Annotated in this window: 24 protein-coding genes and 1 pseudogene; 11 read left to right on the top strand and 14 right to left on the bottom strand. The window is 62.2% G+C overall.

Annotated elements, in window-relative coordinates; genetic code table 11:
- The coding region (locus L630_RS0118470; protein ID WP_024849691.1) for a DDE-type integrase/transposase/recombinase at window positions 1–262 on the top strand (262 nt) is incomplete at its 5' end.
- Here L630_RS0118470 and L630_RS0118465 read toward each other — a convergent pair.
- From L630_RS0118465 to L630_RS0118410, 12 genes are all read right to left on the bottom strand, one after another.
- Window positions 227–1429, bottom strand: coding sequence for an FAD-binding oxidoreductase (locus tag L630_RS0118465; RefSeq protein WP_024849690.1), 1203 nt, complete (start codon window positions 1427–1429; stop codon window positions 227–229). The two genes, L630_RS0118470 and L630_RS0118465, sit on opposite strands and share 36 nt — an antisense overlap.
- Complete coding sequence (locus L630_RS0118460) at window positions 1426–2868, bottom strand: NAD(P)/FAD-dependent oxidoreductase (RefSeq protein ID WP_186445290.1); 1443 nt, start codon at window positions 2866–2868, stop codon at window positions 1426–1428. The genes L630_RS0118465 and L630_RS0118460 overlap by 4 nt, the downstream gene beginning before the upstream one ends.
- A complete protein-coding gene (locus tag L630_RS0118455) occupies window positions 2855–3139 on the bottom strand; it encodes a (2Fe-2S)-binding protein (RefSeq protein WP_024849688.1) in 285 nt (94 codons plus the stop codon). Before L630_RS0118455 ends, L630_RS0118460 begins: the two co-directional genes overlap by 14 nt.
- Before the next feature lie 27 nt (window positions 3140–3166).
- On the bottom strand, window positions 3167–4429 hold the full coding sequence (locus L630_RS0118450) for an FAD-dependent oxidoreductase (RefSeq protein WP_024849687.1): 1263 nt from the start codon (window positions 4427–4429) through the stop codon (window positions 3167–3169).
- Window positions 4430–5215 carry an ABC transporter permease gene (locus tag L630_RS23235; protein WP_024849686.1) on the bottom strand — a complete coding sequence of 262 codons (786 nt, stop codon included), beginning with the start codon at window positions 5213–5215 and terminating at the stop codon, window positions 4430–4432.
- Between the two features lie 2 nt (window positions 5216–5217).
- The gene (locus L630_RS23230; RefSeq protein WP_024849685.1) at window positions 5218–6132 is read right to left on the bottom strand and encodes an ABC transporter permease; all 915 of its coding nucleotides are present in this window, start codon (window positions 6130–6132) and stop codon (window positions 5218–5220) included.
- On the bottom strand, window positions 6125–7273 hold the full coding sequence (locus tag L630_RS0118435) for an ABC transporter ATP-binding protein (RefSeq protein ID WP_051473352.1): 1149 nt from the start codon (window positions 7271–7273) through the stop codon (window positions 6125–6127). Before L630_RS0118435 ends, L630_RS23230 begins: the two co-directional genes overlap by 8 nt.
- A gap of 134 nt (window positions 7274–7407) precedes the next feature.
- On the bottom strand, window positions 7408–8463 hold the full coding sequence (locus L630_RS21785) for an ABC transporter substrate-binding protein (protein ID WP_034330861.1): 1056 nt from the start codon (window positions 8461–8463) through the stop codon (window positions 7408–7410).
- 154 nt (window positions 8464–8617) lie between these two features.
- Complete coding sequence (locus L630_RS0118425) at window positions 8618–8962, bottom strand: RidA family protein (protein WP_024849683.1); 345 nt, start codon at window positions 8960–8962, stop codon at window positions 8618–8620.
- 50 nt (window positions 8963–9012) lie between these two features.
- Window positions 9013–9696 carry a saccharopine dehydrogenase NADP-binding domain-containing protein gene (locus L630_RS0118420; RefSeq protein WP_024849682.1) on the bottom strand — a complete coding sequence of 228 codons (684 nt, stop codon included), beginning with the start codon at window positions 9694–9696 and terminating at the stop codon, window positions 9013–9015.
- A gap of 57 nt (window positions 9697–9753) precedes the next feature.
- Window positions 9754–11025 carry a four-carbon acid sugar kinase family protein gene (locus L630_RS0118415; protein ID WP_024849681.1) on the bottom strand — a complete coding sequence of 424 codons (1272 nt, stop codon included), beginning with the start codon at window positions 11023–11025 and terminating at the stop codon, window positions 9754–9756.
- 26 nt (window positions 11026–11051) lie between these two features.
- Window positions 11052–12461: an amidohydrolase family protein gene (locus L630_RS0118410; protein ID WP_024849680.1), complete on the bottom strand. Its 1410-nt coding sequence runs from the start codon at window positions 12459–12461 to the stop codon at window positions 11052–11054.
- A gap of 253 nt (window positions 12462–12714) precedes the next feature.
- On the opposite strand from L630_RS0118410, the gene L630_RS0118405 reads away from it, so the two are divergent.
- Window positions 12715–13443: a GntR family transcriptional regulator gene (locus tag L630_RS0118405; protein WP_024849679.1), complete on the top strand. Its 729-nt coding sequence runs from the start codon at window positions 12715–12717 to the stop codon at window positions 13441–13443.
- A 176-nt stretch (window positions 13444–13619) separates the two neighbouring features.
- On the opposite strand, the gene L630_RS0118400 is transcribed toward L630_RS0118405, so the two are convergent.
- On the bottom strand, window positions 13620–14843 hold the full coding sequence (locus tag L630_RS0118400; protein WP_034330859.1) for an aminotransferase class III-fold pyridoxal phosphate-dependent enzyme: 1224 nt from the start codon (window positions 14841–14843) through the stop codon (window positions 13620–13622).
- 341 nt (window positions 14844–15184) lie between these two features.
- Here L630_RS0118400 and L630_RS0118395 point away from each other — a divergent pair, with 341 nt between their 5' ends.
- From L630_RS0118395 to L630_RS0118385, 3 genes are all read left to right on the top strand, one after another.
- Entirely contained in the window at window positions 15185–15859 is a 675-nt protein-coding gene (locus tag L630_RS0118395; protein WP_024849677.1) for a class II aldolase/adducin family protein, read from the top strand.
- A gap of 74 nt (window positions 15860–15933) precedes the next feature.
- Window positions 15934–16707 (top strand): transketolase, encoded by a 774-nt coding sequence (locus L630_RS0118390; RefSeq protein ID WP_051473350.1) that lies wholly within the window; start codon window positions 15934–15936, stop codon window positions 16705–16707.
- A gap of 20 nt (window positions 16708–16727) precedes the next feature.
- Complete coding sequence (locus L630_RS0118385) at window positions 16728–17699, top strand: transketolase C-terminal domain-containing protein (protein ID WP_024849675.1); 972 nt, start codon at window positions 16728–16730, stop codon at window positions 17697–17699.
- An 81-nt stretch (window positions 17700–17780) separates the two neighbouring features.
- On the opposite strand, the pseudogene L630_RS0118380 reads toward L630_RS0118385, so the two are convergent.
- Window positions 17781–18446 (bottom strand): annotated as a pseudogene (locus L630_RS0118380) (Tn3 family transposase); the annotation flags it as partial.
- Window positions 18447–18498: 52 nt separating this feature from the next.
- Between L630_RS0118380 and L630_RS0118375 the strand changes: the two are divergent.
- From L630_RS0118375 to repC, 6 genes are all read left to right on the top strand, one after another.
- On the top strand, window positions 18499–19200 hold the full coding sequence (locus L630_RS0118375; RefSeq protein ID WP_024849673.1) for an IS6 family transposase: 702 nt from the start codon (window positions 18499–18501) through the stop codon (window positions 19198–19200).
- A gap of 421 nt (window positions 19201–19621) precedes the next feature.
- Window positions 19622–19855 carry an AbrB/MazE/SpoVT family DNA-binding domain-containing protein gene (locus L630_RS0118370; protein ID WP_024849672.1) on the top strand — a complete coding sequence of 78 codons (234 nt, stop codon included), beginning with the start codon at window positions 19622–19624 and terminating at the stop codon, window positions 19853–19855.
- Window positions 19852–20253, top strand: a complete 402-nt coding sequence (locus L630_RS0118365; protein WP_024849671.1) for a type II toxin-antitoxin system VapC family toxin — start codon at window positions 19852–19854, stop codon at window positions 20251–20253. The genes L630_RS0118370 and L630_RS0118365 overlap by 4 nt, the downstream gene beginning before the upstream one ends.
- Before the next feature lie 881 nt (window positions 20254–21134).
- Entirely contained in the window at window positions 21135–22325 is a 1191-nt protein-coding gene (gene repA / locus L630_RS0118360; protein WP_024849670.1) for a plasmid partitioning protein RepA, read from the top strand.
- Between the two features lie 84 nt (window positions 22326–22409).
- Complete coding sequence (gene repB, locus L630_RS0118355) at window positions 22410–23408, top strand: plasmid partitioning protein RepB (RefSeq protein ID WP_024849669.1); 999 nt, start codon at window positions 22410–22412, stop codon at window positions 23406–23408.
- 163 nt (window positions 23409–23571) lie between these two features.
- A partial coding sequence (repC, locus tag L630_RS0118350) for a plasmid replication protein RepC (RefSeq protein ID WP_024849668.1) occupies window positions 23572–24194 on the top strand: 623 nt, incomplete at its 3' end.

The raw sequence follows: 24194 nt of genomic DNA, 5'->3' as shown, positions 1-24194 counted from the left end.
AGACCGGCTCCAGAACAGATCACGACGCGGTCTGAAACCCATTCGCATCCGCCAAAGCGCCTACCTCAACAATCGCATCGAGCAGGATCATCGGGCGATCAAGCGGCGCATTCGTCCGATGCTTGGTTTCAAGTCAACGAAGAGCGCTCGCGTGATCCTGGGCGGGATCGAGATGGTTCACATGATGCGCAAACAGCAGGGGAAGTATGCCCGCAATCCGCAGCCATCACTGGCCGAGCAGTTTGAGTTGCTCGCCGCCTGAACGCCCTACCGAGCGACTGGCCCTTTCGCGTCTCCTCTCCAAGTTTGCGACACAACCATTGAAACGACCTATGTGAAACGGCTCCAGTGAAACGGCAGGCCGCTCGCCGGTCATCGCTTCGGCCAGCACCCTGCCCGCCGCGGGTCCGAGATAGAAACCGTGCGTCGAGTAGGCGAACGAGTGCCAGATGCCGTCCTCGCTGGCGCTTGGTCCGATAATGGGCAGGGCATCGGGCGAGATGCCCTCGATGCCGCTCCAGCATCGCACGACGCGCCCGTGCGCAAGGGCCGGGAACACTTCCGTTGCCGCCCGAAGATTGTAGCCCAGCCTCGTATAGTCGAGCATCGTGCGTCCGGTAACCAGATCCGGAGTGCCGCGATAGCCGCCGCCGATGACGACGGTTCCGTTCTCGAACTGCTTGATCGACAGAAGACGGCGCGTCAGCCCGATCACGGTCTCCATCACCGGCTTCATGGGCGCAAGGACGCTCATCATCAGCGCGACCGTGCGAAGCGTCACGTGGTCGCCGACCCAGGAGGCGACCTCCGATCCCCATGCGCCGGCGCAATTCACCACCATTGGCGCATCGAACGGGCCTGCTGACGTGTCGACCAGCCAGTCAGGCCCACTGCGGCGAAGTCCGACGACGCAAGTCTCGTTCAGGAAGACTGCACCGAGGCGTTCCGCCTTGGCCCGAAACGCGTGCACCGCACGCGCAGGCTGGGCATAGCCGCATTCGGGGGAGAAGATTCCGGCTGCGACATTGCGAGAAAGTCCAGGCTCCCTGTCGAAGAGCGCTTCGCGGTCGAGATGAATCTCCTCGATGTTGCAGTGGCGCGCCACGCCTTCGGCCGTGCCGTTCATCGGCGCAACGTCGTCTTCGGTTTCGGCGATTCTCAGATGCCCGACCTGTCGATAGCCGCAATCCTCGCCATCGACGAGTTCGCCGATGTCGTGCCACATCCGCAATGTCAGCTCGGCCAGCGGCAATTCGGGCGTCAGTCTTGGAATGTGGTGTACGCTGCCGGCGTTGACCCCTGATGCGTGCCGTCCGGGGTACGTTTTCTCGATCACGAGTACACGCAGCTTTCTCATCGACAACTGCATCGCCACGGAACAGCCGTGGATGCCCGCTCCGATGACGATCGCGTCGTATGATGTCCTCATCGCGGGAGAACTCCGGGAATCCGTGCCTCCGGCGGCAACTCCGTCACACCGAGCGCAATGATCTCCTCGATCCCGACGGGTTTGATCGGCGGGCGTATTCGCAGAAGACCGATCTCCGCCGCCGTGCTTCCGGAATGCCTGAGAAGCAGCTCCCTCACCGTCGTCTCGCAATAGCGCCCCTGACAGGGGCCCATCCCGCAACGAAGCCTCGATTTCACGGAATTGATGTTGGCCGCCGATCGGGTCGCCTCTTCACGGACGCGCTTTGCCGTCACTTCCTCGCACCGGCAGGCGAGCGCCTCGCCGGGCAGGCGGTCGCAACTCGTCGGTGACGGAGCGAAGAGGGTATCGACGAAGCCGCGCCCGCGGGACGCTTTCCCGAGCTGCGCCCGGACAGGGCGCGTGAGACGATCGCGCGTTTCGACATCAATTCGCCCGAGCGCACGGGCGGCGTCGATCGCCGCGAGACGGCCGCTCAGCGGCGCGGCCTGCGCGCCGAGAACGGCGCGTCCATCACCGGCCACCGACACTCCCGGGATCGCCGTGCGCCCGAAATCGTCGCAGACAGGAAGCCAGCTTCTGCTCACATTATCCCACCGGTGCTCGACATTGACGGCGCGCAGCAGCCGCGTTTCCGACTCGATACCCTGATGGACGATGAGGCAGGAGGCCGGCAGCCTGTATTCCTCGCCGCCGCGCCGATACCGCACCGCCTCGACGCGAGCGCTGCCGAGGGCGGCTATGTCTTCAACGCCGCTCAGGATGGGCACGCCGCCCGCGCGCAGCTTCCACAGCATCGCCAGCCCCTTGGCTGCGAGCGCAGTGGGAATGAAGCGCGCGAAGTGCCGCAACGCGCCAAGCCGGTTTCCGGCCGGAGTGGTGTCGAGAATCGCAGCGACGGAAACCCCGCAGGCGATATATTGAGTGGCAAGCAGCAGCAGAAGCGGCCCCGACCCCGCAAGCACGACAGGCTCCTGCGGCACCACGGCCGACGTCTTGAGCAGCAGTTGCGCGCCACCCGCCGTGATGACGCCGGGCAACGTCCAGCCCTCGAACGCAAACGGTCGCTCAAGCGCGCCCGTAGCCACGATCGCGTGATGGGCGCGGATCATGCGACTGGTGCCGTCTGTCGAAATGTAGGCGGTGTTGTCGGGCGTCATGTCCCATACGAACGCGCCGTATCGGGTGCGTGCGCCGCACGCCTGAAACCGGTCGATCAGGTTTTTCCCAATCAGATAGTCTCGACCGAGCACAGACCTGTCGAAAGCCGCCCCGCCGGCCAGGCCCGCATAGATCTGCCCTCCCGGATGGAACTTTTCATCCACGACCAGCGTGTCGATGCCAAGCTCGCAGGCCTCTATCGCGGCCGCCATCCCGGCCGGTCCCGCGCCGATTATCAGCAGGTCGACGTCCTCGGCCGCGTTCTCAGTCATCGACATGCTGCGAGCGCTCCACGTTGAGGCCATCGCGAACCTCGGTCATGCAGGCGCGCACCCGCGCGCGTCCGTCGATGATTACGCTGCATTCGAAGCACGCGCCCATGAGGCAGTATGGCCCGCGCGGCGAACCCGAAGCCGAGACACGGCCGGCGGCTTCACCGTTCGCAAGCATCGCCGCGGCTACCGAAATTCCCGGAGGAACACGCACGACACGGCCGAACAGCGTGAACTCCACCGGCTTGGAATTCCGGTCTGCGATCGAGGTGAACATCTGCTCCGCCCTGCTAGTTGACAGCCATCATGAGAACCGCTCGATACGGAACGGCGCGAGATCCACAAACGGCTGGCGACCGCCCACGAGATCCGCGATAAGCCGCCCCGTCGGCGCCGAACCGAGGAGACCCATCTGCCCGTGGCCGAATGCCATGAACAGGTTCGGTATCCTGTCCGCCTTCCCGATCACCGGCAGGGTGTCCGGCAATTGCGGCCGGTGTCCCATCCATTCGGTTGCCTCACTGGTGTCGAGGCCGGGCAGCAGTTCAGCTCCGATCTTGAGAAAGCTGCGCGCGCGTCGATAATCGGGCAGCGCATCCATTCCCGCCAGTTCGATCGTGCCGCCGATCCGCAGGCCGGTTTCCATCGGGGTGATCGCCACCTTCCTGTCGATCACCATCACCATGCGCGTCAGCGACGTCTTCGCGCTCGGGATCGTGACATGATAGCCGCGGTGACTTTCGAGCGGCACATGATAGCCGATCGAGGCAAGCAGCGGCTTCGACCACATGCCCGCCGCCATCACCACACCATCGACGGGCTGCACGCCACGGTCGGTCTGCACAGACTGGATCTGCCCCTCGTGCACCGTGATCCCGTTGATTTCCTCGCGCCGGAACTCCACGCCCTCCGCGATAGCCTTCTCGGCCAGCGCCACGCACAACCGGTACGGATTGCGGCAGTATCCGTTGCCGGGAATGTTCAGGCCGACCTCGAAGCGCGTTCCCAGCGCGGGTTCGAGCTCGCCGATCTCGCCGGCGTTGATTTCGATGTTCTCGTGTCCCGACGCGTTCCAGATCTCGCGCGCCAGTTTGGCGCTCTCGTAGTTTCTGCGGGAGGTCCACACATAAAGCTGCCCCGGAACCTGGATCAGGTCGGACGCCTGCGCCCACTCGGCCAGTTCCAGATGGGAAGCGACGGAATGGCTGTTCAGCGCGTTGAGCGCCCTTGCATTGTGCCATACGCGCTCAAGCCGCGATTCACGCCAGAACTTCCACAGCCAGCGCGCCGCTTTCGGCAGGTGGCCTGGCCGGATCACCAGCGGACCATCCTGATCCAGTATCCAGCCTGGAACGTCCTTCAGCATGCCCGGCAGGCTGAGGGGCGTAGCGGCGAGACTCTGGATGCCGCCGAGGTTGCCGAACGATGTCATCTCCCCGGGGCCGCGTCTGTCGTAGAGTATGACGTGGTGGCCTTCCCGTATGAGATAGGCGGCACAACAGATACCGACGATGCCGGCTCCTATAACCGCAATCGTCTGGCGCTGGGAGGGTGATGGACTAGACATTCAACGTTGCCCTCGCTTGAGGAAGCGATCCATTCGCACCGTTCGCGCCGTGATGACGAGAACCGCGAGCGTGATGATGACGACACCCGAAGAGATTGCCGTCAGAGTGGGGTCCAGCGGCGACCAGTCCAGCGTCGTGTAGATTTGAACCGGAAGCGTGACGGTGGTGGACGTCGAGAGAAAGAGGGAAACCTCCAGCGCCCCGAACGAAATCAGGAATGCGAACCCCCATCCGGCCGCAAGGCTCCAGGAAATCAGCGGCAGGGTGACGACAAGGAATGTCTTCAATGCCGAAGCCCCGAGACTGCGCGCGGCCAGCTCGAGTGTCCCGTCGACGGATTGCAGGCCGACAAGAATGAGCGACAGGGCGAAAGGCACGGTCATCACGACATGGCCCGCAACGAGCGGCCAGCTGCTTCCACCCATGCCGACCCACGAATAGCCGATGAGGAAGGCCAGGCCGAGGAACACGGCGGGCAACATGGCTGGCGTCATCGCCAGCATGTAGAGCGCAATGTTGAGCCGGCTTCTGTACCGCGTGATCGCGAGGCCAAGCGGCAGCGCAATGAGCGTCGCGACGCTTGCGCTGATCGCGCCGATGGCGAGACTGAAGCCAAGCGCCTCGATCAGCGGACGCTGCCCCAGCGCCGCGAAGTACCATTTCAGCGTGAACCCCTGCGGCGGAAAGACGACGTAGGACGTTTCGGTGAAAGATCCCGCGCTGATCGCCACGATGGGCGCGAGGAGAAAGCACACGAAGAGTATGACATACGCACGAAGCATCATCGCTATACCGCTCCCACCTGCGCGGGTCCGTCCGCCTGCGCCTCGCGCAGGCGTCGATTCGCCCGGATCGTTCTGATCTGGCTGTAGATGCTCACCAACGCGAGCAGCGCCGTTGTCGCTATCAGGAGCATGACGGCCATCGCAGCGCCGCGAGGCCAGTTGTAGAGGCTGATCGCCTGCTGGTAGACGAGGTAGGAAAGGAACTTGAAACGCGTTCCTCCCAGCAGCGTTGGCGTCGCATACGCGCTCATGCTCAGGACGAAGACGAGCAGCGCGCCGGTACGAAGCCCCGGAAGGCTCAACGGAAGCGTGATTGCACGAAATGCGACACCGGGCGTTGCTCCCAGACTGCGGGCTGCGCGGACCCATGTCTGGTCGACGCTCTGGAGCGAGGCGGCGATCGAGATCACCATGAACACGACGAGCACATGGACCAGGCCCACGACGATCGCCGTCTCGTTGTACATGAACTGCCGCGGCACATCGATAAGGCCAAGGCCGCTTGCGATCGTATTGATGACGCCGTTGCGTCCCAGAAGGATGAGCCAGCCGTAGGACATCACGGTCACGCTGGTGACGAGCGGCATCAGCAGAACGATGAAGATGCCCGTCTGCCGCCATCCGCTTGACCGGATCAGGTAGACGGCGATCGGATATCCGAGCACCGCACAGAAGAGCGTCACCAGAAGGCTGACCCTGATGGTGCGCCAGAGCACCTCGAAGTAGAACACGTCGACGAACAGGGCAACGTAGTTGCTGATCTGGTAATCCGGAATGACGCCGAGCTTCGGATCGTACTGGGCGAAGCTGATCCTGACCAGGTTGAACACCGGCAGCACGTAGAGAAGGCCCAGCGCGATGACAGGCAGGACGAGCAACAGAAGCCATCCGCGCGTCGTGAGCGCGTTCTTATGCATTGGCATGCTCCGCGCCGACAATGATGCTGTCCGCGGACCGCCAGCGCAGCGTCACCTTCTCCCCCACCTGCCGCCTGACGTGGGCGTTGCTCTGCCAGACCGTCAGCTTCAGGCCGCCGACTGAAACAATCCACTCGGTGCGGTGACCCAGAAAGAGCTGGCGCTCCACCACACCTTCGACGGAGTTCCACTCTTCGCCACCGGGTGCGGCGTCGACAAGTTCGATGTGCTCGGGACGGATCATCAGCTGAACCGCCGTGGCGTTGCGCGACGGCCTCGTGTCGCGCGCCGTGATCGCGCCGACACCGTCCACCTGGAACCTGCCGTCGGGAAGCGCTGTCGCCGGCAACACGTTCGATTCACCGATGAAGCGGCCGACGAACAGGCTTGCCGGGTTGCGGTAGATCTGGTCGGGCGTGTCGATCTGCTCGATGCGGCCACGATACATGACCGCAATGCGGTCGGCGATCGCCATCGCTTCTTCCTGATCGTGCGTTACCATGACCGTCGCCACACTGAGCGTGCGCAGCAGGTCCAGAAGCTCGGTCCGCATCTCAAGACGCAGTCTGGCGTCGAGATTGCTGAAGGGTTCATCCAGAAGCAGGAGGCTGGGCCGTATCACCACGGCGCGCGCAAATGCGATGCGCTGCTGCTCGCCGCCTGAAAGCTGCGACGGGCGTTTGGAAGCCGCATGCGGAAGCCGTACGAGAGTGAGCGCTTCCATCACCCGGGCGCTGATCTCCGCCTTTGCGACGCCGCGCATCCGCAAGCCGAAGGCAACGTTGTCGAACACGGACATATGCGGGAACAGCGCATAATTCTGAAACATGATGCCGATATTGCGCTTCTCGGGGGGCATCCCGTCCACGCGTTGGCCTTTGATTTCGACGTTCCCGCGGTCCGGTTTCACGAAGCCCGCGAGAACCTGAAGCGTCGTCGTCTTTCCGCAGCCCGACGGGCCGAGAAGACACAGACGCTCGCCCTCATTGATGGAGAAGGACACATTCTCCAGCACGCGCTGTGTCGCGTAGAAATGTTCCAGGCCGTTGACGTTCAGATATTCCATGAGAAAGCTCTTGGTTTCGCCGGGGTCGGTTGAGCTGGCGCGGAAACAGGGCCGGACAAGGCAGCCCTGCGACATGCTCCACACCTTGGAAGGAGCAGGTTATCCACGAGCTGCGAAAACGCGAGCCCTGTCGGGCCAGCTTCATGAAACGCTGCCTGCGGCGGGCACTGGTCCGGTTCGAACCCGGCCCGCCGCAGTCGTCAGGCGACCTAGCGTTCGATCTCGCGATTCCAGCGTTCGGTCCAGGCGGGACGGTTCGCATTGATGACAGACCAGTCCGGCTTGTCCAGCTTGCTCACCGCTTCCTCACCGTAGGTGAGACCTTCCGCGATATCGGCCGGAAGAACGACGTTCTGATTCACCGGTCCGATCCGGGACTCCCGGGCGAAGAAGGACTGCATCTCGTCGCTCATCAGGTAGTCGATGAGCTTGAGCGCCATGTCCCGGTTCGGTCCGTTGTTGACCAGACTGAGCATCGGCATCACGATCGGGGCCCCTTCTTCCGGGTAGACGAAGTTGAGCTTGAGCCCGGAAGACGCCACGAAGCGCGCCATCTCCGAATTCGTCCAGACCGTCACCCAGGCCTCGCCCTGCTGGAAGTACTGGCTGAAATCGGCGCCCTTGGTGAACTCGATGACGTTGGCGGATACCTCCTTCATCTTCTCGAATCCGGGATCCACATTGTTCTCATCGCCACCGTTGGCCTTCGACAGCATTATGAGCGTGAACAGCCCCGGAGTCGCATCGATGGATGACATGACGATCCGCCCCTTGAAACGGGGATCGGCGAGATCGTTCCATGATTTCGGCGGCTCCACGCCCGCCTTCTCGAGCGCCTCGGGATCGTAGACGATGCCCATCGCGATCAATCCGTAACCTACGCCGACATTTTCAGCGCCGCGCGCCGCCGCAACGACATTGCTCAGGTTCGGCACGAGGGTCTCGTCCATGGGAGCAAGAAGGCCAAGCTCGCGGGCCACCGACTGCGGACCGTCGTCCTGACACACGACGTCCAGCTCCGGCGCGTTGCGCTGCGCCTGCATCTGCGAGGTAAAGTAGGTCGACACCCCGGGAACATACCGGACGGTGACGTTGTGTTCCTTCTCGAACGGCGGCAGCATGCGCTCCTGGAAGCGGGCCTGCGATGCACCGCCCCAGCAGCCGAACACCACTTCACCCGCTGCGGAAGCAGTCCCGGGGGCCACCGAGGCGGCGAGTGCCGACGCAACCATCAGGGCAATTGTATTACCTTTCATGCGCTTCATAACGAACCTCCATTCCGAGACGCTTGCGATCCGGTGCGTCCCCCTACCGACTTGAAATCGCTGGAGATCACTTCCTGCACAGATAGGCTCAAACGCGGCTTGTTGGTTTTCTGGGCGTTTGAAACCCGTCTCCGCCGAAGGAAGTGAACGGAACCTACTTCGCGGCGACGGCCGTCACTTCGATCAGAACACCCGCACCGAGATCGTTGACGCCGATCGTCGCACGAGCAGGACGGGTCTCGGCGGGAAGCCACTCGGTCCATGCCTCGTTCATCGAAGGGCGCTGGTTCAGATCCGTCACGAAGATCGTCGCGGAGAGAAGCCGCGTCTTGTCGGTGCCATGCTCTGCGAGCACGGCGTCGATTTTCTCTGCTATTTCGGCGGTCTGACCCTTCATGTCCTTGCTCAGGTCGCTGGCGATCAGCCCGCCGACATAGACGACGCCCTCGTGCTCCACCGCTTTGTGTCCGATGGACATCGGCCCGGTTCTGGTAATCATCCGCAGTCTCCATTTTATAGAAGTATGATATATCGTGCACCATTGGTGGATTATGTCAACAGCAGCGTCGTCATGCGCGGATTGATGATAACGTCGGCAACCACCGCTTCCGGCGAAAGCAGTTCAAGCGAAATGGGCTGGGCATCCGGGTCCGTCATGCCGACCGAGGTCGCATTCACCACGAGGTCCACCCCTTCGAGCGCAGCCTCGTCCGCAAAATCGAACACGGCGGTCCGCACGGGCGCATAGTGACGCGAGATGTCGTCGGCGAGCGCTTCCGCGGATGATCTGGTGCGGTTTGCAAGGGCGAGGGACGCCACGCCCGCCTCCGCCAGCGAGAAGGCGATGGGACGTCCCACCCCGCCGGTGCCGATCACCAGAACGTTGCGCCCCGCTGCGGACACGCCATTGGCCGACAGGCCAGCGACGAAGCCTTCGCCGTCGAGATTGTGGCCCGTAAGCGTGCCGTCGGGGTTGCGGCGCACGAAATTGACCGCTCCCTGCAATCGCGCGGCATCGGTCAGATGGTCCATCAGTGCGTGACCGGTGATCTTGTGCGGCTTGGTCAACCCGAGTCCGGCGAGATTTCCCGTCTTGCGCGCCGCCTCCATCATGAATTCCAGATGCTCCGGGAGCACGTGAATGGGGCAGATCGCTGCATCGACGTCCATCGCATCGAACTGCCTGTTGATGATGACGCTTCCGCGAACGTGTCGAACCGGGTGCGTGAACATCCAGAGCAGCGCGGTTCACCGGTAATCTCGGTCACGTAATTCCTCCCATCTTACAGACTACAGTTCAGGCATGAGGCTGAGCGCCCGCGCAAAGACGTCTTCCGAACCCAGCTTTCCGGATTTGAGGAACAGCATCATGGGCGTGGGTGCCTCGACGCGGCAGAAGCCGGCGCCCAGCGGGGTTTCAGGAAGCGCCCTGACGCGCCTGATGCCGAGTGCATCCACCACCGCCCCGGACGTTTCCCCGCCCGAGACCACGAGACGCCTTACACCGCGATCGACCAGCCCGCGCGCAACCCCTGCAAGAATCCGCTCCGCCTTTCGTGCCGCTTCCAGCTGGCCGAGCGCCTGTTGCGCTGAAACGACGTCGGAGAACGCGCCGGCCGTCGACATGCCGAATGGATGGTCCCCGATAAGGGGGTCTGCCCATGCAAGCGCCTCTGCGATCGTCGCGTCCTCTCCACCGGGGTTCAACAGGTCCAGCGTCAGGAACGGGTGATCGACGGCAAAGCTGGCTATCTGCGCCGTGGCGGTCGGGCCGACACTGCCAACCAGAACAGCGCCGGGGCCATCGATCGCCCTGCGAGCGTCAGCACCGCCGGCGAAGGACGCCTGCGACGCGACGAGCGCACGCGCAATGCCGACGATCGCGGGGTCACTCGCCACGACAACCGCATTGCTTTCGGCGGCCAGCTTCACCGTCACGTCTATGTCGCGTTCGTCGCTGCTATCGGCGAGAACATGGCGAGCCCCAGCCGCGAGCAACGATTGCCAATGCGACCGCGCCGTCTCCTCACCGGCCACGAGAAAGCGGTGAGGAAGCAGCGCCACGGGCGTGCGCGTCTGCAGGGACAGGAAGCGCACGAGATCAGGATCGCTCATCGGGGTCAGCGGATCCATTCGCTTGACCGATTCCGAGACGAGCCGTCCCCGGTAGAAGAGATAACCCTGATGAACAGTCGCATCGTATGCGGGAAACCCCGCGCTCATGAGAACCGGCGCACCACCCGCCCGATCCGACAGCAGATCCGCTGCCGGGCCGATATTGCCCGTCGGAGTCGAGTCGAAGCTCGCACAGGCCTTGTAGGCAATTCGTTTGCAACCTGCGGCCTCAAGTGCGTCCGCGCCCGCCGCGATCGTGTCCAGCGCCGCCTCCAGCGGCAGGAACCGCGTGCGTGTCGCCAGGATGATTACGTCCCCCGTGCTGGAATCGGCCACCGCCTGCGTGTCGAACGCGACCGGCGCGCTGATCCCGAAAGCTTCGAGAAGCCCCGCGACAAGCAGCCCGCCCGTATAATCATCGGCAACAATTCCGAGCTTCGGTAGCATCTGCCTCCCCTCCCATGTCCCGGCAACTAAGGCCGATATCCGATCGAACGGACGATCGCGTCGGCGCGTTTGCGCAACTGGTCCGTGCTGGCGGCGGCGCCCGATCCCGCGATCATGACTCCCCCTCGCTTCACGAGCTCTCCGTGCACGATGACGGTGTCGACGTTCGCCGGCGTCGCGAATGAGACGACAGCTTCGACGGGACTGAGAGCCGGCGCGATGTTGAGATCACCCATCCGGACAAGAGCGATATCCGCGAACTTCCCGACGGTCAGCGATCCGATGCTGTCTTCCAGCCCCATCGCCCTGGCATTGCCCATGGTGGCCCAGTACAGCGCATCGCGCGCCGTCGGGGATACGCGGGGCGGAATGGCGCTCTGGCGTGTCAGCGTGTTGACAATCACCGGACGCTCACCCTGTGCTTCAGCGGCGCGGCCGATATTGTTGAAAAGTCGCTGGACGAGCAGCGAGACGCGCATGGTCTCGAGCATGTCGGCACGGGTGTTGACTTCGGAGTCCGTACCGATCGACGGCGTGCCGCCGGCCCGCGCAAAGCGGCTTATCACCGGCTCCCGCGCGATCCCGTGGTGAATCTCGGCCTCGGCCGTGGCCGTTACGGAACATTCTGCGTCCGCCAGCACATGCAGTTCGTCGTCGCTTGCGGAGTTCATGTGGACGGCGTTGTGCCTTCCCTTCAGAACGCCCTCGGCAAGCAGACGCCGATAGCCGCCCTCGACCTTCGGCATGCGTCCGTGCGCATGCGCGCTCGACCAGACGTCGAGGTCGGCGGCGAGCCTGAAATCAGCGGCGCAGACATCCAGCCCCGAATATTCCGGGCCAAGGATTCCCAGCGCCAACGTCAGCCGTGACCCCGCATCGCCATAGGCCCTGCGAAGGCGGATCGCTTCGTCTCGCGGGTGCGGCACCAGGGAGAAATGCGGCTCCCCCGGCAGGGGCAGCGTCTTCACCGTGCCGTGAATGAACACCGACCGGATGCCCGATCGGGTCAGGCCCTCGATCGCGGCGTCGCTATGGTCCGGCGTCCGGTTGCCGTGGCACCATTCGTAAACGGTCGTGGTTCCCCCGTTGAGCAGGTTCAGCGCGCCGAACAATTCCGCGGCCAGCATGTCTTCCGGGCTGAAGACCGGAACGATCTCGGTCTGGGTATGGAGATGATGCTCGGCAGCGCTCCAGTCCACGCCGAGCCCCCTCAGCACGGTCTGCCACATATGAACATGCGCGTTCACCAGGCCGGGGATCGCGATCATCCCCTCCGCGTCGATGACCTGATACGAGCCGGCCTCGATACGCGATTCCAGGTCCTCTCCGATCGCGGCGATGCGGCAACCCTCGATCAGGATTCCCCGACCGCGCAGAACGCCGACCGCGTCGTCCATCGTAACGATTGTTTCCGGCCTGATGAGGATAGTGGACATCGGTCTGCTTCGTGCTGGCGTCTGGCACTTATCTTATATATGATATATTTAGTACGCAAGGCTTGCGGCATCGCATCCGGTAGGCCAAAGGAGGAGAAGCCGCGCGGGGTTGCCGACCGAAGGCGGCGCAGACGAGGGAGGAAGAGATCGTTGACGATTTTCCTCGCAAGAGCTGCGATGTTTCATCTCTTTGATGATACGTTGCTTCTTTCAGCAGTTATAAGAACAACAAAACTTGGGTTCCGGTTGATCAATGCAGAAGAGCGTCGAAGCCGTATCGCGTGACAACCTCACGTCCCGTGTCTACCAGCAGCTCAGGTCATCCCTGATGGAAGGGCGGTTCTGGCCTGGGCATCGCTTCAAGATCCGCGAGCTCGCGGCCGCGATGGGCGTCTCGGAGACGCCGGTCCGTGAAGCCGTCATGCAGCTGGTGACGGAAAAGGGCCTCGAGATGAAGGCCGCCAAATCGATCACCGTCGCTCACCTCTCCCTCGCCCAGTATCTGGAGCTACGCGAGATAAGGCTGCACCTGGAAGGCATGGCCGCCGAAGCGGCGACCAGCAAGATATCGTATTCGACGATCGAAGAGCTGAAACATCTGCACGCGGCGCTTATCAAGGCCGAGGACGAAGGACGCTGGTCGGACGCGCTGCAGATGAACTGGCGCTTTCACCACACGATCTATCGGGAAGCCGGCATGCCGGAACTCCTGGCTCTGATCGAGGGCATCTGGCTTCGCAACGGCCCACTCGTCAACTTCCAGTATCCCCTTGCCCGTCCGACATATCCGGGGGATCACCAGCATCTGAACATCCTGGCCGCGCTGGAAAAGCGTGACCCGGCCGGCGTCGGCTCCGCGCTCCAGGCCGACCTGAAGGAAGGCGGCGTGGGTCTCGTCAATCTGCTTGGCCGCATCGAGGCCGGCGAGATCGATGCCGAGAGCCTCAGGATGAAAGCGACGATGAGCGCCTCGGCCGCCTGAGCAGGCCGCACGCTCAGCCGGCCTCCCGCCCCGCGCCGGCAAGCGACGGGCTACCCGGCCTTCGACGCATGGGCGATCAGGACATCAGGTCGAGCTTTGACGGGACGATCCCGCGACCGGACCCCGGCAGGGGGCCGAGGTCCGATCAGCGCATGCGATCATACCGCTGCGGCAAGCTAGACGGCATCCGCCGTTACCCTCATCGCCTCGTCCGTCACCTGCAGTGTCTCCTCAATGTCGGCGATCGTGTGCGCCGCCGAGAGGAACATCGTGTGCGTGGGATGGAAATAAACGCCGCGCTGCAGCGCCTCCAGGCTGAAGCGGTTGCCGATGGTGCGGTTCTCGTCCCCGTCGAAGAGGAAAACGGGCATCTGCACAGGTCCGCTCTGGCGCAGAGGAAGACCATATTTCACGGCCTGCGCCTGAAGGCCGTCCCGCAGCCGCTGCCCCGCAGCCACCATCCGCCCGATACCATCCGTGTCGCGCAGCTTGTTTATGGTGGCGATCGACGCCGCCATCGCCACGCCTGCCGTCCAGAACGAACCGGTGACATAGGCTTTTGTCGCCGCCTCCCGGAAGCGGTCGTTGCCCGCCACGGCTGCCAGCGCCCTGCCGTTGGCGATCGCCTTGCTCCAGGCCGACAGGTCGGCACGTATGCCCAACAGCTCCCAGCTGCCGCCGAGGTTGAGGCGGAAGCCGGCCCGGACATCGTCGACGATAAGCGCCGCATCGGCTGCATCGGCGACGCGCCTGGCCGTGCGTGCGAAAACCTCCGACGGCATCTCGTGCGGCTTTCCGAGATCGTGCCGGAACGCCGAGACGATGATGGCTGCGAGGTCGCCCTTCACGCTGTCGGCAGCCGCCTCGAGGCTCGCTGCATCATTGAATTCGTAGAAGACGAGGTGGGCACGGTCTTCCTCGGTCACACCTGCGACCGAAGGCGTGCACCACGGTATCGCGCCATGATACGCGCCGTGCGCGACGAGCACCTTGCGCCGGCCGGTGCCGGCCCGCGCGATCGTCACGCAGGCAGTCGTCGCATCCGTGCCGTTCTTCGCAAACAGCACCCAGTCCGCATGCGGAACCGTCGCGACAAACAATTCCGCGAGTTCCACCAGCTTTGGCGTCGGACCGTTCAATCCGTCTCCGAGAGCGCGTTGCGCTGCTGCCGCAGCCTCGACATCAGGATCGTTGTAGCCAAGGATCATCGGACCCCAGGCGCACATATAGTCGATATAGCTGCGGCCGTTCGCGTCCCAGCAGCGCGCCCCTTCCCCTCGCGAGAAGTACTGCGGATAGCCCGCGGGTAGACGCGAAACAGCCTGATGTCCCCACATCCCGCCGGGGATAACCCGCAGTGCGCGATCTCGCAGACTTTCGTCCAAATTCAGCCGATTCATGATTTCGTCATCCCGATAGGCACATCAATACCGGTTTGATATATCATGTACCTTATTTGGACAAGGCCATATGAACTCAAAAATCATCGCGTCCCGCGCGACCGATAGACGGGGTTCGAGTGCGACCCCCGCAAGCGTCCCTTCACGCCGACATAACCGGCGAACGCACGGATACCGGCACACCGCATACGCTTGACGACAACTATGATATATCATATTGCATGGTATGATGGGAGCTATCGCATCGCTGGCAGGAGAAGGTCCGGGCCGACGATCGCAATGCACAGGTAGCCGCGTTGCCGGCGTCCCGGAACGCCTGAAGACTTGGGAGATGATTTGCCGTGACCGAAGAGGAAATGCGCCAGGCATTGGTGGATGGCTGTCATCAGGCCCATCGCCTGGGTCTGAATGGCGGCACGGCCGGCAACTTCAGCATACGCACCGAAAACGCCATGCTCATCACCCCGACCGGCTTCCCATATTCGGATATGCGCCCCGACATGATGGTGGCCTGCGACTTTGACGGCAATCATCAAGGGCCGTGGCTCCCGTCCAGCGAATGGCAGATGCATGCGGAGATCTACCGGGCCTTTCCGGCGGCGCGGGCAGTCGTTCATGCGCACCCCGATCACTGCGTGGCCCTGTCCTGCCTCCGCCAGAGCCTGCCCCCTTTTCACTATATGGTCGCCAGCTTCGGCGGCGACGACGTACCATGCAGCCGCTACGAACGCTTTGGCGGGCCGGCACTGGCTCTCGCCGCGGTCGACGCCCTGGCCGGCAGGAACGCATGCCTCCTCGCCAATCATGGCATGATCTGCTTTGCCGGCACGATCGAGAAGGCGGTTTCAAACGCAGCCAAGCTCGAAATGCTTGCCCGTCAGTATCTGCTGGCGCGTTCCGCCGGGCAGCCGGTCCTCCTGAACGGCGAGGAGATGGCGCAGGTGCGGGACCGTTACACCACCTACGGCCAGCAGCCGCTGAAATCGCACAGCCCGGATTCTGCGAGAGACTCGTGACCCAAAGCTCAGATTTTCGCCAACCCGCTCCGCGCATACGCGAGCTTGATGCCCTGAATACGGTTGCGAGGCGTTTGCGATGCCGCGTCATCGAGATGGTCGCGCCGACCGGGCAGGGCTACGTTCAGCAGGGACTTGGCGCGGCCGACATCTTCAGCGCGCTCTACTTCGGCGAATTGCGGCTTGATCCCGCCGATGCCGGATGGGAGGACCGCGACAGGGCCATACTCTCCACGGCGCACAACACCGCCGTGTTCTACGCCGCGCTGGCCGAGCGGGGAATGGTCGAGGCCGAGGCGATCGATGGATACTGCAAGGATGGCTCCCCTTTCGAGATCAACGCCTCCGAACGGGTCGGGACCACGGTTGAGGCGACCTGCGGTTCGCTCGGTCAGGGATTGTCGGTAGGAGCCGGCATCGCGCTCGCCACCCGCAGACGCGGGAGCGACAGCCGCACCTTCGTCATTCTCGGCGACGGTGAGTTGCAGGAAGGTCAGGTCTGGGAGGCCGCGCTCTTCGCTGCCACCCATCGCATCGCCAACCTTACGGCCATCATCGACTACAACCGCATGCAGGTGGAAGGGGACGTGGCGAAGGTCGCCGCACTCGAACCGCTGGCGGAGAAATGGCGCAGCTTCGGATGGTCGGTCATCGATGTCGACGGCCATGACATCGGCGCGCTGCTGGAGGCTTTCGACCGGGCGCGCCAGACCGCCGACAGACCGACCTGCATCGTGGCAAACACCATGCCCGGCAAAGGCGTTCCCGAGTTCGAGGGCATCCTCGCTCACAACCTCATCCTGCCGGCCGACGCAGCGGCCCGGGCACTTGCCGTACTCCAGCCGTGAGCGACACAGGGAAGAGCGCGATGCAGCAGCCCCACGCCCTAGAAGTCAGAGACTTCACCGTTAGAACCCCAGCCGCGCCAAGAAGCTGGTATGGCGAAGCGCTGCTTGCCGCCGCGCAGCACGATCCGCGCATCGTTTGCCTGACGGCAGACCTCACCACGTCGACCGAGACGAACCTGTTTCGTGATCGGTTTCCGGACCGCTTCTTTCAGGCGGGCATCGCGGAAGCCAACATGATCGGCGTCGCGGGAGGCATGGCGCGGGCGGGCGACATTCCGTTCGTACACTCATTCAGCGTCTTCGTGACGCGGCGCTGCTACGATCAGGTTGCGATGCAGATGGCCTATCCTCGCCTGCCCGTGAAGATCGTCGGCATGCTTCCGGGTCTGACGACAAATCTCGGCGTTTCGCACCAGGCCATCGATGACATCGCACTCATGCGCTCGCTCCCCAACATGATGGTGATCGAGCCTTCCCATCCCGGACAGGTGGCCGCCGCCGTCGAGGCCGCGCTCGGCTATGACGGGCCGGTCTATCTGCGCATGCGTCGAATGAGCGGCACTTCGGCACGCACGGACGAACCGGCGCTCGACAGCGTGGCGCTGCTTCGCGACGGCGACGATGGATTGATCGTGGCCTGCGGCCTGATGATCGACATCGCTCTTCAGGCAGCCGAAGTGCTGGCTGATGAAGGCGTTTCCGTCGCTGTCGCCGAACTGGCCACCATCAAACCTGTCGCCCCGGAACTGGCGGCGCTGGTGCGGCGCTTTCCAGTTGTCGTAACCGCAGAAAACCACTCCATCATCGGCGGGCTGGGAAGCGCGGTTGCGGAAGTCGTGGCCGAGACCGGGGCCGGATGCCGCTTCGGCCGCATCGGCGTACAGGACTGCTTCGCCGAGGGCGGAACGACGCCTTACCTCTTCCAGCAGTACGGCCTCGACGTTCCTTCCGTGGTCGCCGCATTCAGACGGGTGCGCGACCGTCACGCCTGAGGCGCGACGGCCGGCTCCCGTCTCGAGAGCATCGCATTGGCCCTATAAGGGGTCGTTTGCGGGAGGGGGCGGAATCCTACGCTAAGGTTTCGGCCATCGGTATTCGCCGGTGAGATTGATGTGCTCCCAGCCGAGCGGCGAGACATGGGCCAGGAGATCGGCCGATAGCAGCTTTCCCTCGCGCTTCTGGGTGGCAACGACGCCGCCGAGCTTCATGGTGTTCCAGAAGATGATGATGGCGGCGAGCAGGTTCATGCCGGCAATACGGTAATGCTGGCCTTCGGCGGAACGATCGCGTATTTCGCCGCGCCGGTGGAAGCTGATGGCCCGTTTCAGCGCGTGATGGGCCTCGCCCTTGTTGAGGCCGATCTGGGCACGACGTTGCAAATCGGCGTCCAGAATCCAGTCGATCATGAACAGCGTGCGCTCGACGCGGCCGACTTCTCGGAGAGCTGTCGCCAGTTCGTTCTGCCGTGGATAGGAGGCGAGCTTGCGCAGGATCTGGCTGGGCGCGACACTTCCGGCCGCTATGGTGGCGGCGATACGCAGGATATCGGGCCAGTTGCGCTCAATCATGGCCTGGTTGATCTTTCCGCCGATCATGGCGCGCAAGTGCGCCGGCGCGGCAGACGGATTGAACGCATAGAGCCGTTTGGACGGCAGATCCCGGATGCGCGGAGCGAACCGGTAGCCGAGAATGGCGCAGGCGGCAAAGACGTGGTCGGTGAAGCCACCAGTATCGGCGAACGGTGTTGTCACATTAACTCGAGTTTGACCGCCACCGTGTAGACGGGCCAGCATGAGCAAGCCTGTCAGCTACAAACGCCATCGCTTTCCGCCTGAGATCATCGCCCATGCGGTGTGGTTGTACTTCAGGTTTCCTCTGAGCCTGCGGCTGGTCGAGGAGATGCTGCTCGAGCGCGGCATCGTCGTGTCTTATGAGACGGTCCGCCGATGGGCGCTGAAGTTTGGACCGGCGTACGCTCGCCGCCTCAGGCGCAAGCGACCAAACCGTCGCGATATTTGGCATCTCGATGAGGTCGTGGTCACGATCTCTGGCCAGAAACACTGGTTGTGGCGGGCGGTTGATCAGGACGGCTATATCCTCGATGAGATCGTCCAGGACCGACGAGACACCAAGGCTGCCAAGCGCTTGCTGAAGCGGCTGTTGCGGAAGCAGGGCCGCCCACCCCGGCGCATGATCACCGATAAGCTCGGCTCTTATGCTGCCGCTCAGCGTCAGATCATGCCAGACGTCGAACACCGTTCGCACAAGGGGTTGAATAACAGAGCAGAGAATTCGCATCTCCCGTTCCGTCGACGAGAGCGGGTTATGCAAGGTTTTCGATCACCCAGGTACCTGCAGCGGTTCGTCAGTGTCTTCTCGGCCGTCCGCAATCTCTTCGTTCCATCTCGCTCCGGCCGCTCTGCACCTGCCACGCGCCTGCACCGCCTCAGCGCCATGGCGGAATGGAAAGACGCGGCGGGCGTTGCCACTTGATCCGTTAGGCAATTGGGCTTGCCTGAATGCGTCCAGTTCTAGTTAATGTGACAACACCGGCTCAGGAAAGTCTAGTCCTAGATCGCTGATCCCGTCGCAATTGTGGATACCGCGATCCAAGGATCGTTGAGGCGACAATTAAATTACCATCTTAGGGGGACGCCGTTGATGCATTAGTTCAGCGCTTGGGTCGCGATCTTCGCCCTTCTACTGTTTTGGTTAGGGCGTGCCCGGAAAGGACAAGCGGCAGCGAGATCTTGCCGAATGGACGACCTCCGTGGCGGCTATTTCGGCCTTTCCTGAGGAACAACATCGGTCGAGCAGGCTGCAATTGCGACCGCGTGGCGCTGCGAGTGCGGAAGACTTGAAGGTCCGCCCTGCAGGTAATACCTTCTGACTACAAGGTAATGCGAGGTGATCCATGCCGACTACTGTGACAGCGAAGGGCCAGGTTACCATCCCCAAGGCAGTTCGGGATCTTCTGGGCATCAAGCCGGGCAGCAAGGTTGAGTTCAAGCGAGCTGAAGACGGCACCGTCGTCATCTTGCGCGCCGACCAGTCTGTATCTTCGAAGCGCTTTGAGCGGCTGCGCGGACACGCAGGCAACGGCCTTGATACGGATGCGATCATGGCTCTGACGCGAGGCGAAGCTTGACGCTGGTCGACACGAACGTCCTCCTGGATCTCGTCACCAATGACGAGACCTGGGCGGACTGGTCGATCGCGCAACTGGAAGAGGCGAGCCTCCGGGGACCTCTCGTCATCAACGACGTCGTCTATGCGGAACTTTCGGTCCGTTATGAGCGGATGGAAGATCTCGAGGCGTTCATTGAAGCTGCGGGTCTGGAGCTAAGGCCCCTGCCCCGCTCGGCGTTGTTTCTGGCGGGAAAGGTGTTCACGCGCTACCGCAGATCCGGGGGTACGCGCACAGGTGTGCTTCCCGACTTCTTCATCGGCGCACATGCCGCTGTAGCAGAGCTTCCCCTGCTGACCCGGGACGTTGGCCGTTATCAGACCTACTTCCCGACGGTTGAACTAATTTTCCCTGAGTGAACCCTCCGCGCGCTGCGCGATCGCCTGCGAGGCAAAAAGCTTGCTCCATAGGTCGCGGGGGACATCGATACCTCGAAAGCGAAGATCGATGCCACCAATTGCCGCAAGCTCTCGCGCGAGGTGGATGATCCCGTTGCCGTTCGACGAGCCGGGACGCAACCACCGCACACTCCTTCCCCCTCTCCCATCCACTCATTGCTCGGTCAGGTCTCTCGTATGACGATCGAAGATCGTCGTCCCAACGTAGCTTATACAGGCGGTTGCCGACGCGAGATCGCCGATGGGATTTGGGGATAGCGGCGAATGCTGCAGAGCCCCTTCCCGTTCTCACAAATTTGGCCGCTGTTGACGCCGTAGCCGATCGGTAGCGTATTGCCTTCGAACGACGCTTCTCTGCATGGGCGCGGATAAGTGGGCGGACCACATGTGACCTGAACGGGGATGGAGTCCCGAATAGAATGGAGAACGGCGGTATTGACATTTTATGAGCACCTTTCAGCTGCTCGAAGTGCCCGGCCGACTTCCGTTCGTGTCATCCAGTCTGCGGAGAATCAGTTACTTTCTTGAGGAGCGTCCGGGCGCGTCACACGGTTGTCTCAGCGCAATGCACCTTGACGGCGACAGGTCCACGTCAGGTTTTCCCAGCAGGATTTTCTTGTCAGCCGGCAAAAGTCCAAAAATGTAGTGAGAGGTCAGCAGGTTAGAGGAGTTTGGACGTGGGCAGGCAGTGCCAGTTCTTCCCGTGCTCGTGCTTACGCGGATTAACCTTTCATTAACCCTAAAGTCCTTGACTCAACCCCAGAATCGCCCCGATAATTGCGCAAATTTCGTCAGTACGCGAAATTTTGCGTTATTGTCCGGCTTAGAGGCAAATTTGCGAGATGAACGACCTCGTCGTTACCCGGTTCGACCATGAGATTGCGCAGCAGGGCGCGAGGATTTCCAGCGCCTTGAACATGCTGCGCACCCAACAATATCCGCCGGATGCGAGGAAGGGGCTTCGCAAGTTCCAGGTTGCCGAGGTCGCCGATTTTCTGGGGGTGACTCAAAGTCATCTCCGTCAACTTCATGCTGATGGGAAGGGGCCTTCCCCAGAGATCAGCGGTGGCCGTCGCTTCTACACGGCAGAGCAGATGCTCGCGTTGCGGGAGCATCTCGAGGCCAATAAGAAATCGGATCGTCGGATTTACGTGCCTAAGCGGAAGAACGGTGAGCCTCTTCAAGTCGTATCCGTGGTCAATTTCAAAGGTGGCTCCGGGAAGACGACCACGGCAGCCCACCTCGCCCAGTATCTTGCTCTAACCGGGCATCGGGTGTTGGCCATCGATCTTGATCCCCAGGCGTCCCTGACCTCGCTTTTCGGTATTCAGCCGGAGCTGGATGAGGTTGGTTCTCTGTACGAGGCTCTTCGCTTCGACGATGAACGCGTCCCGATCTCCAACGTCATTCGCGAGACCAACATTCCGAACCTGCACGTCGTGCCTGCCAGCCTCTTGCTACAGGAGTATGAATACGATGTGCCCATGGCGATCGCCGGCAAGAATGGCGATGAGGGGCGGTTGTTTCACCTTCGCCTCGTGAATGCGCTGAAGGAGGTGGATGCAGACTACGATCTGGTTGTCATCGATTGCCCGCCGCAGCTCGGCTATTTGACCATTACCGCGCTGATGGCGTCGACAGGCATTCTCATCACGATCCATCCGCAGATGCTCGATATCATGTCGATGTCGCAGTTCCTGCAGATGCTCGGGGGCATCCTGACTTCCGTTGCCGACGCTGGCGCCGAGATCCGAGTGAAGTGGTTCAGGTACCTGATCACGCGGTTTGAACCGACGGACATTCCGCAGACGCAGATGATCGGCTTCATGCAGAGCCTGTTCGCGCAGCACATGCTCAAGAACCATGTTCTGAAGTCGACGGCCATTTCTGACGCGTCGATCCGGAAGCAGACACTTTACGAAGTCGAGAAGTCGGAGTTCGTCAGGTCGACCTACGAACGGGCTATAGAGAGCCTTAACGCTTCAAACAGCGAAATCGCCACCCTCATTCATCAGACATGGGGGCGGCGATGAGTGTTTTGTCAGCCGTACATTCCTCGCGAAAATTGAAACAGATCAAGGGAATAGCCGAATTCAAGCTCGGCACCGGAGGCCGCAGTGTCACGTAAGAATCCGTTCGCATCCCTCGACCTGGCTGCACTGAATGCTGAAGCCCAGGCACGCCCCGCTCCCGGCCATGGAATGACCGGCGCGGCCAAGACGGTCGTACGGTCGATCGAGGAAATGGCGGAGAGCACGAAGAGGCTTATGGAAGGGGAAGCGATCATTGAGCTTGATCCCGACTTGGTTGATGCCTCGCCGATCGCTGACCGTCTCCAAGACGACGAAGATGAGTACGTTGAGCTGAGATCCGCGATCTCGACCAACGGACAGTCAAGCCCCATCCTGGTTCGGCCTCATCCGGACGTCGATGGACGGTTCATCGTGGTGTTTGGTCATCGCCGGTTGCGCGTCGCACGCGAACTCGGAAGTCGGGTGCGCGCAGTCGTCAAGAAGCTGGACGACATTGCGTCTGCGATCGCTCAGGGCCAGGAGAATTCGGCGCGTTCCAATCTCTCCTTCATCGAGCGGGCCTTCTTTGCGCGGAACCTGCTGGAGCAGGGCATGACAAAGGACGTGGTAAAGTCGGCCATGGGCATCGATGATGCGATGCTGTCAAAAATGCTCGGCGTCATTGAAGCCGTTCCACATGAGATCGTTTCGGTCTTGGGGGCATGCAAGAAGATCGGTCGCGACAAGTGGCTTAGCCTGCGCCAGCTCTTGTTAAATCCTGCCCATCTCGAAGTGGCCAGGTCGTACGTCGCGTCAGACGATTTCGTGGCGCTTGATCCGGAGAAACGGTTCGACGTCCTGCACGAATATATGAAGCGCTACCAGACGCGATCCTTTGCCAGGAGACCGAAGAAGGAAAACCCGACCGTGACCTGGGCGGCCGCTGACGCTGCCGCCAGCGCGAAATCGGTTTCCAGGACAAAGAGCATTGTCGTTGAATTTTCCAACGTTGAAGGGAAGGCCTTCGGCGATTGGATCACTCGTAATCTGGACACCCTGTATGAGGCGTTCAGACACAACAGGAAGGTTCAAGCAGGAGACTGATAGCAAAAGAAAAAGGCCCCCAAACGTCACCGTCGTGGAAGCCTCTCTCGTTCTGTAGCAAGTCGAGAATTGCAAATCCACGAATCGCTGTCAAGAGTCCTGGTGGCTCGGTGCGTCGTTTTGGCGAGCAGGTTTCTTTTGCCTCAACGTAGGTGAGGGAAAGATGCAGACGCATTTGGCAACGACGCCGTTCGGGCGGCGGTCGCTGTCGCTCGGCATGTTGGCAGCGCAAATGGCGGCAAAGGACGTCGCCAGCACTGCCAGCGTGCAAAAGTGGCAGGTTTTCAGGGATATCAAGGAAGCGCGCAACGCGATTGGAGCAACCGACAGGGGGCTCGCGATCCTGGACGCGCTACTGTCGTTTCACCCCGACGCAGAGCTTTCCGGGGCGAGCCAGCTGGTGGTGTGGCCGTCGAACGAGCAGCTGATCGCGCGCGCCAACGGCATGTCGCCGGCAACGCTGCGCCGGCATCTCGCCAACCTCGTCGAGTGCGGCCTGATCATCCGCCGCGACAGTCCCAACGGCAAGCGCTTTGCCCGAAAAGGGGAGGGGGGCTCAATCGAGCAGGCCTACGGCTTTGACCTNTCGCCGCTGGTTGCCCGGGCTGCGGAGTTCAAGACGCTGGCAGAGCAGACGCGCGCCGAGCGTCGCGCTGTCCGGCTCGCACGCGAAAAGATCACCATTATCCGCCGCGACATCGTCAAGATGATCGAGACCGGTATTGAGGAAGGCGTGCCTGGCAACTGGGGCAGGATCCAGCTTGCCTACCAGGAGATCATCTCGCG

The sequence above is a fragment of the Aminobacter sp. J41 genome (genome assembly GCF_000526635.1).
In the GTDB taxonomy this organism is placed as follows: Bacteria; Pseudomonadota; Alphaproteobacteria; order Rhizobiales; family Rhizobiaceae; genus Aerobium.
Note: the sequence above shows the minus strand (reverse complement) of the source record. Positions and strands in the feature narration are given on the sequence as shown.

Bases quoted from the DNA above. Each gene is read 5' to 3' on its own strand.
- L630_RS0118465 (WP_024849690.1), bottom strand. From the start codon at position 1,429: ATGAGGACATCATACGACGCGATCGTCATCGGAGCGGGCATCCACGGC.
- L630_RS0118460 (WP_186445290.1), bottom strand. From the start codon at position 2,868: ATGTCGATGACTGAGAACGCGGCCGAGGACGTCGACCTGCTGATAATC.
- L630_RS0118455 (WP_024849688.1), bottom strand. From the start codon at position 3,139: ATGTTCACCTCGATCGCAGACCGGAATTCCAAGCCGGTGGAGTTCACG.
- L630_RS0118450 (WP_024849687.1), bottom strand. From the start codon at position 4,429: ATGTCTAGTCCATCACCCTCCCAGCGCCAGACGATTGCGGTTATAGGA.
- L630_RS23235 (WP_024849686.1), bottom strand. From the start codon at position 5,215: ATGATGCTTCGTGCGTATGTCATACTCTTCGTGTGCTTTCTCCTCGCG.
- L630_RS23230 (WP_024849685.1), bottom strand. From the start codon at position 6,132: ATGCATAAGAACGCGCTCACGACGCGCGGATGGCTTCTGTTGCTCGTC.
- L630_RS0118435 (WP_051473352.1), bottom strand. From the start codon at position 7,273: ATGTCGCAGGGCTGCCTTGTCCGGCCCTGTTTCCGCGCCAGCTCAACC.
- L630_RS21785 (WP_034330861.1), bottom strand. From the start codon at position 8,463: ATGAAGCGCATGAAAGGTAATACAATTGCCCTGATGGTTGCGTCGGCA.
- L630_RS0118425 (WP_024849683.1), bottom strand. From the start codon at position 8,962: ATGATTACCAGAACCGGGCCGATGTCCATCGGACACAAAGCGGTGGAG.
- L630_RS0118420 (WP_024849682.1), bottom strand. From the start codon at position 9,696: ATGTTCACGCACCCGGTTCGACACGTTCGCGGAAGCGTCATCATCAAC.
- L630_RS0118415 (WP_024849681.1), bottom strand. From the start codon at position 11,025: ATGCTACCGAAGCTCGGAATTGTTGCCGATGATTATACGGGCGGGCTG.
- L630_RS0118410 (WP_024849680.1), bottom strand. From the start codon at position 12,461: ATGTCCACTATCCTCATCAGGCCGGAAACAATCGTTACGATGGACGAC.
- L630_RS0118405 (WP_024849679.1), top strand. From the start codon at position 12,715: ATGCAGAAGAGCGTCGAAGCCGTATCGCGTGACAACCTCACGTCCCGT.
- L630_RS0118400 (WP_034330859.1), bottom strand. From the start codon at position 14,843: ATGAATCGGCTGAATTTGGACGAAAGTCTGCGAGATCGCGCACTGCGG.
- L630_RS0118385 (WP_024849675.1), top strand. From the start codon at position 16,728: ATGCAGCAGCCCCACGCCCTAGAAGTCAGAGACTTCACCGTTAGAACC.
- L630_RS0118375 (WP_024849673.1), top strand. From the start codon at position 18,499: ATGAGCAAGCCTGTCAGCTACAAACGCCATCGCTTTCCGCCTGAGATC.
- L630_RS0118370 (WP_024849672.1), top strand. From the start codon at position 19,622: ATGCCGACTACTGTGACAGCGAAGGGCCAGGTTACCATCCCCAAGGCA.
- repA (WP_024849670.1), top strand. From the start codon at position 21,135: ATGAACGACCTCGTCGTTACCCGGTTCGACCATGAGATTGCGCAGCAG.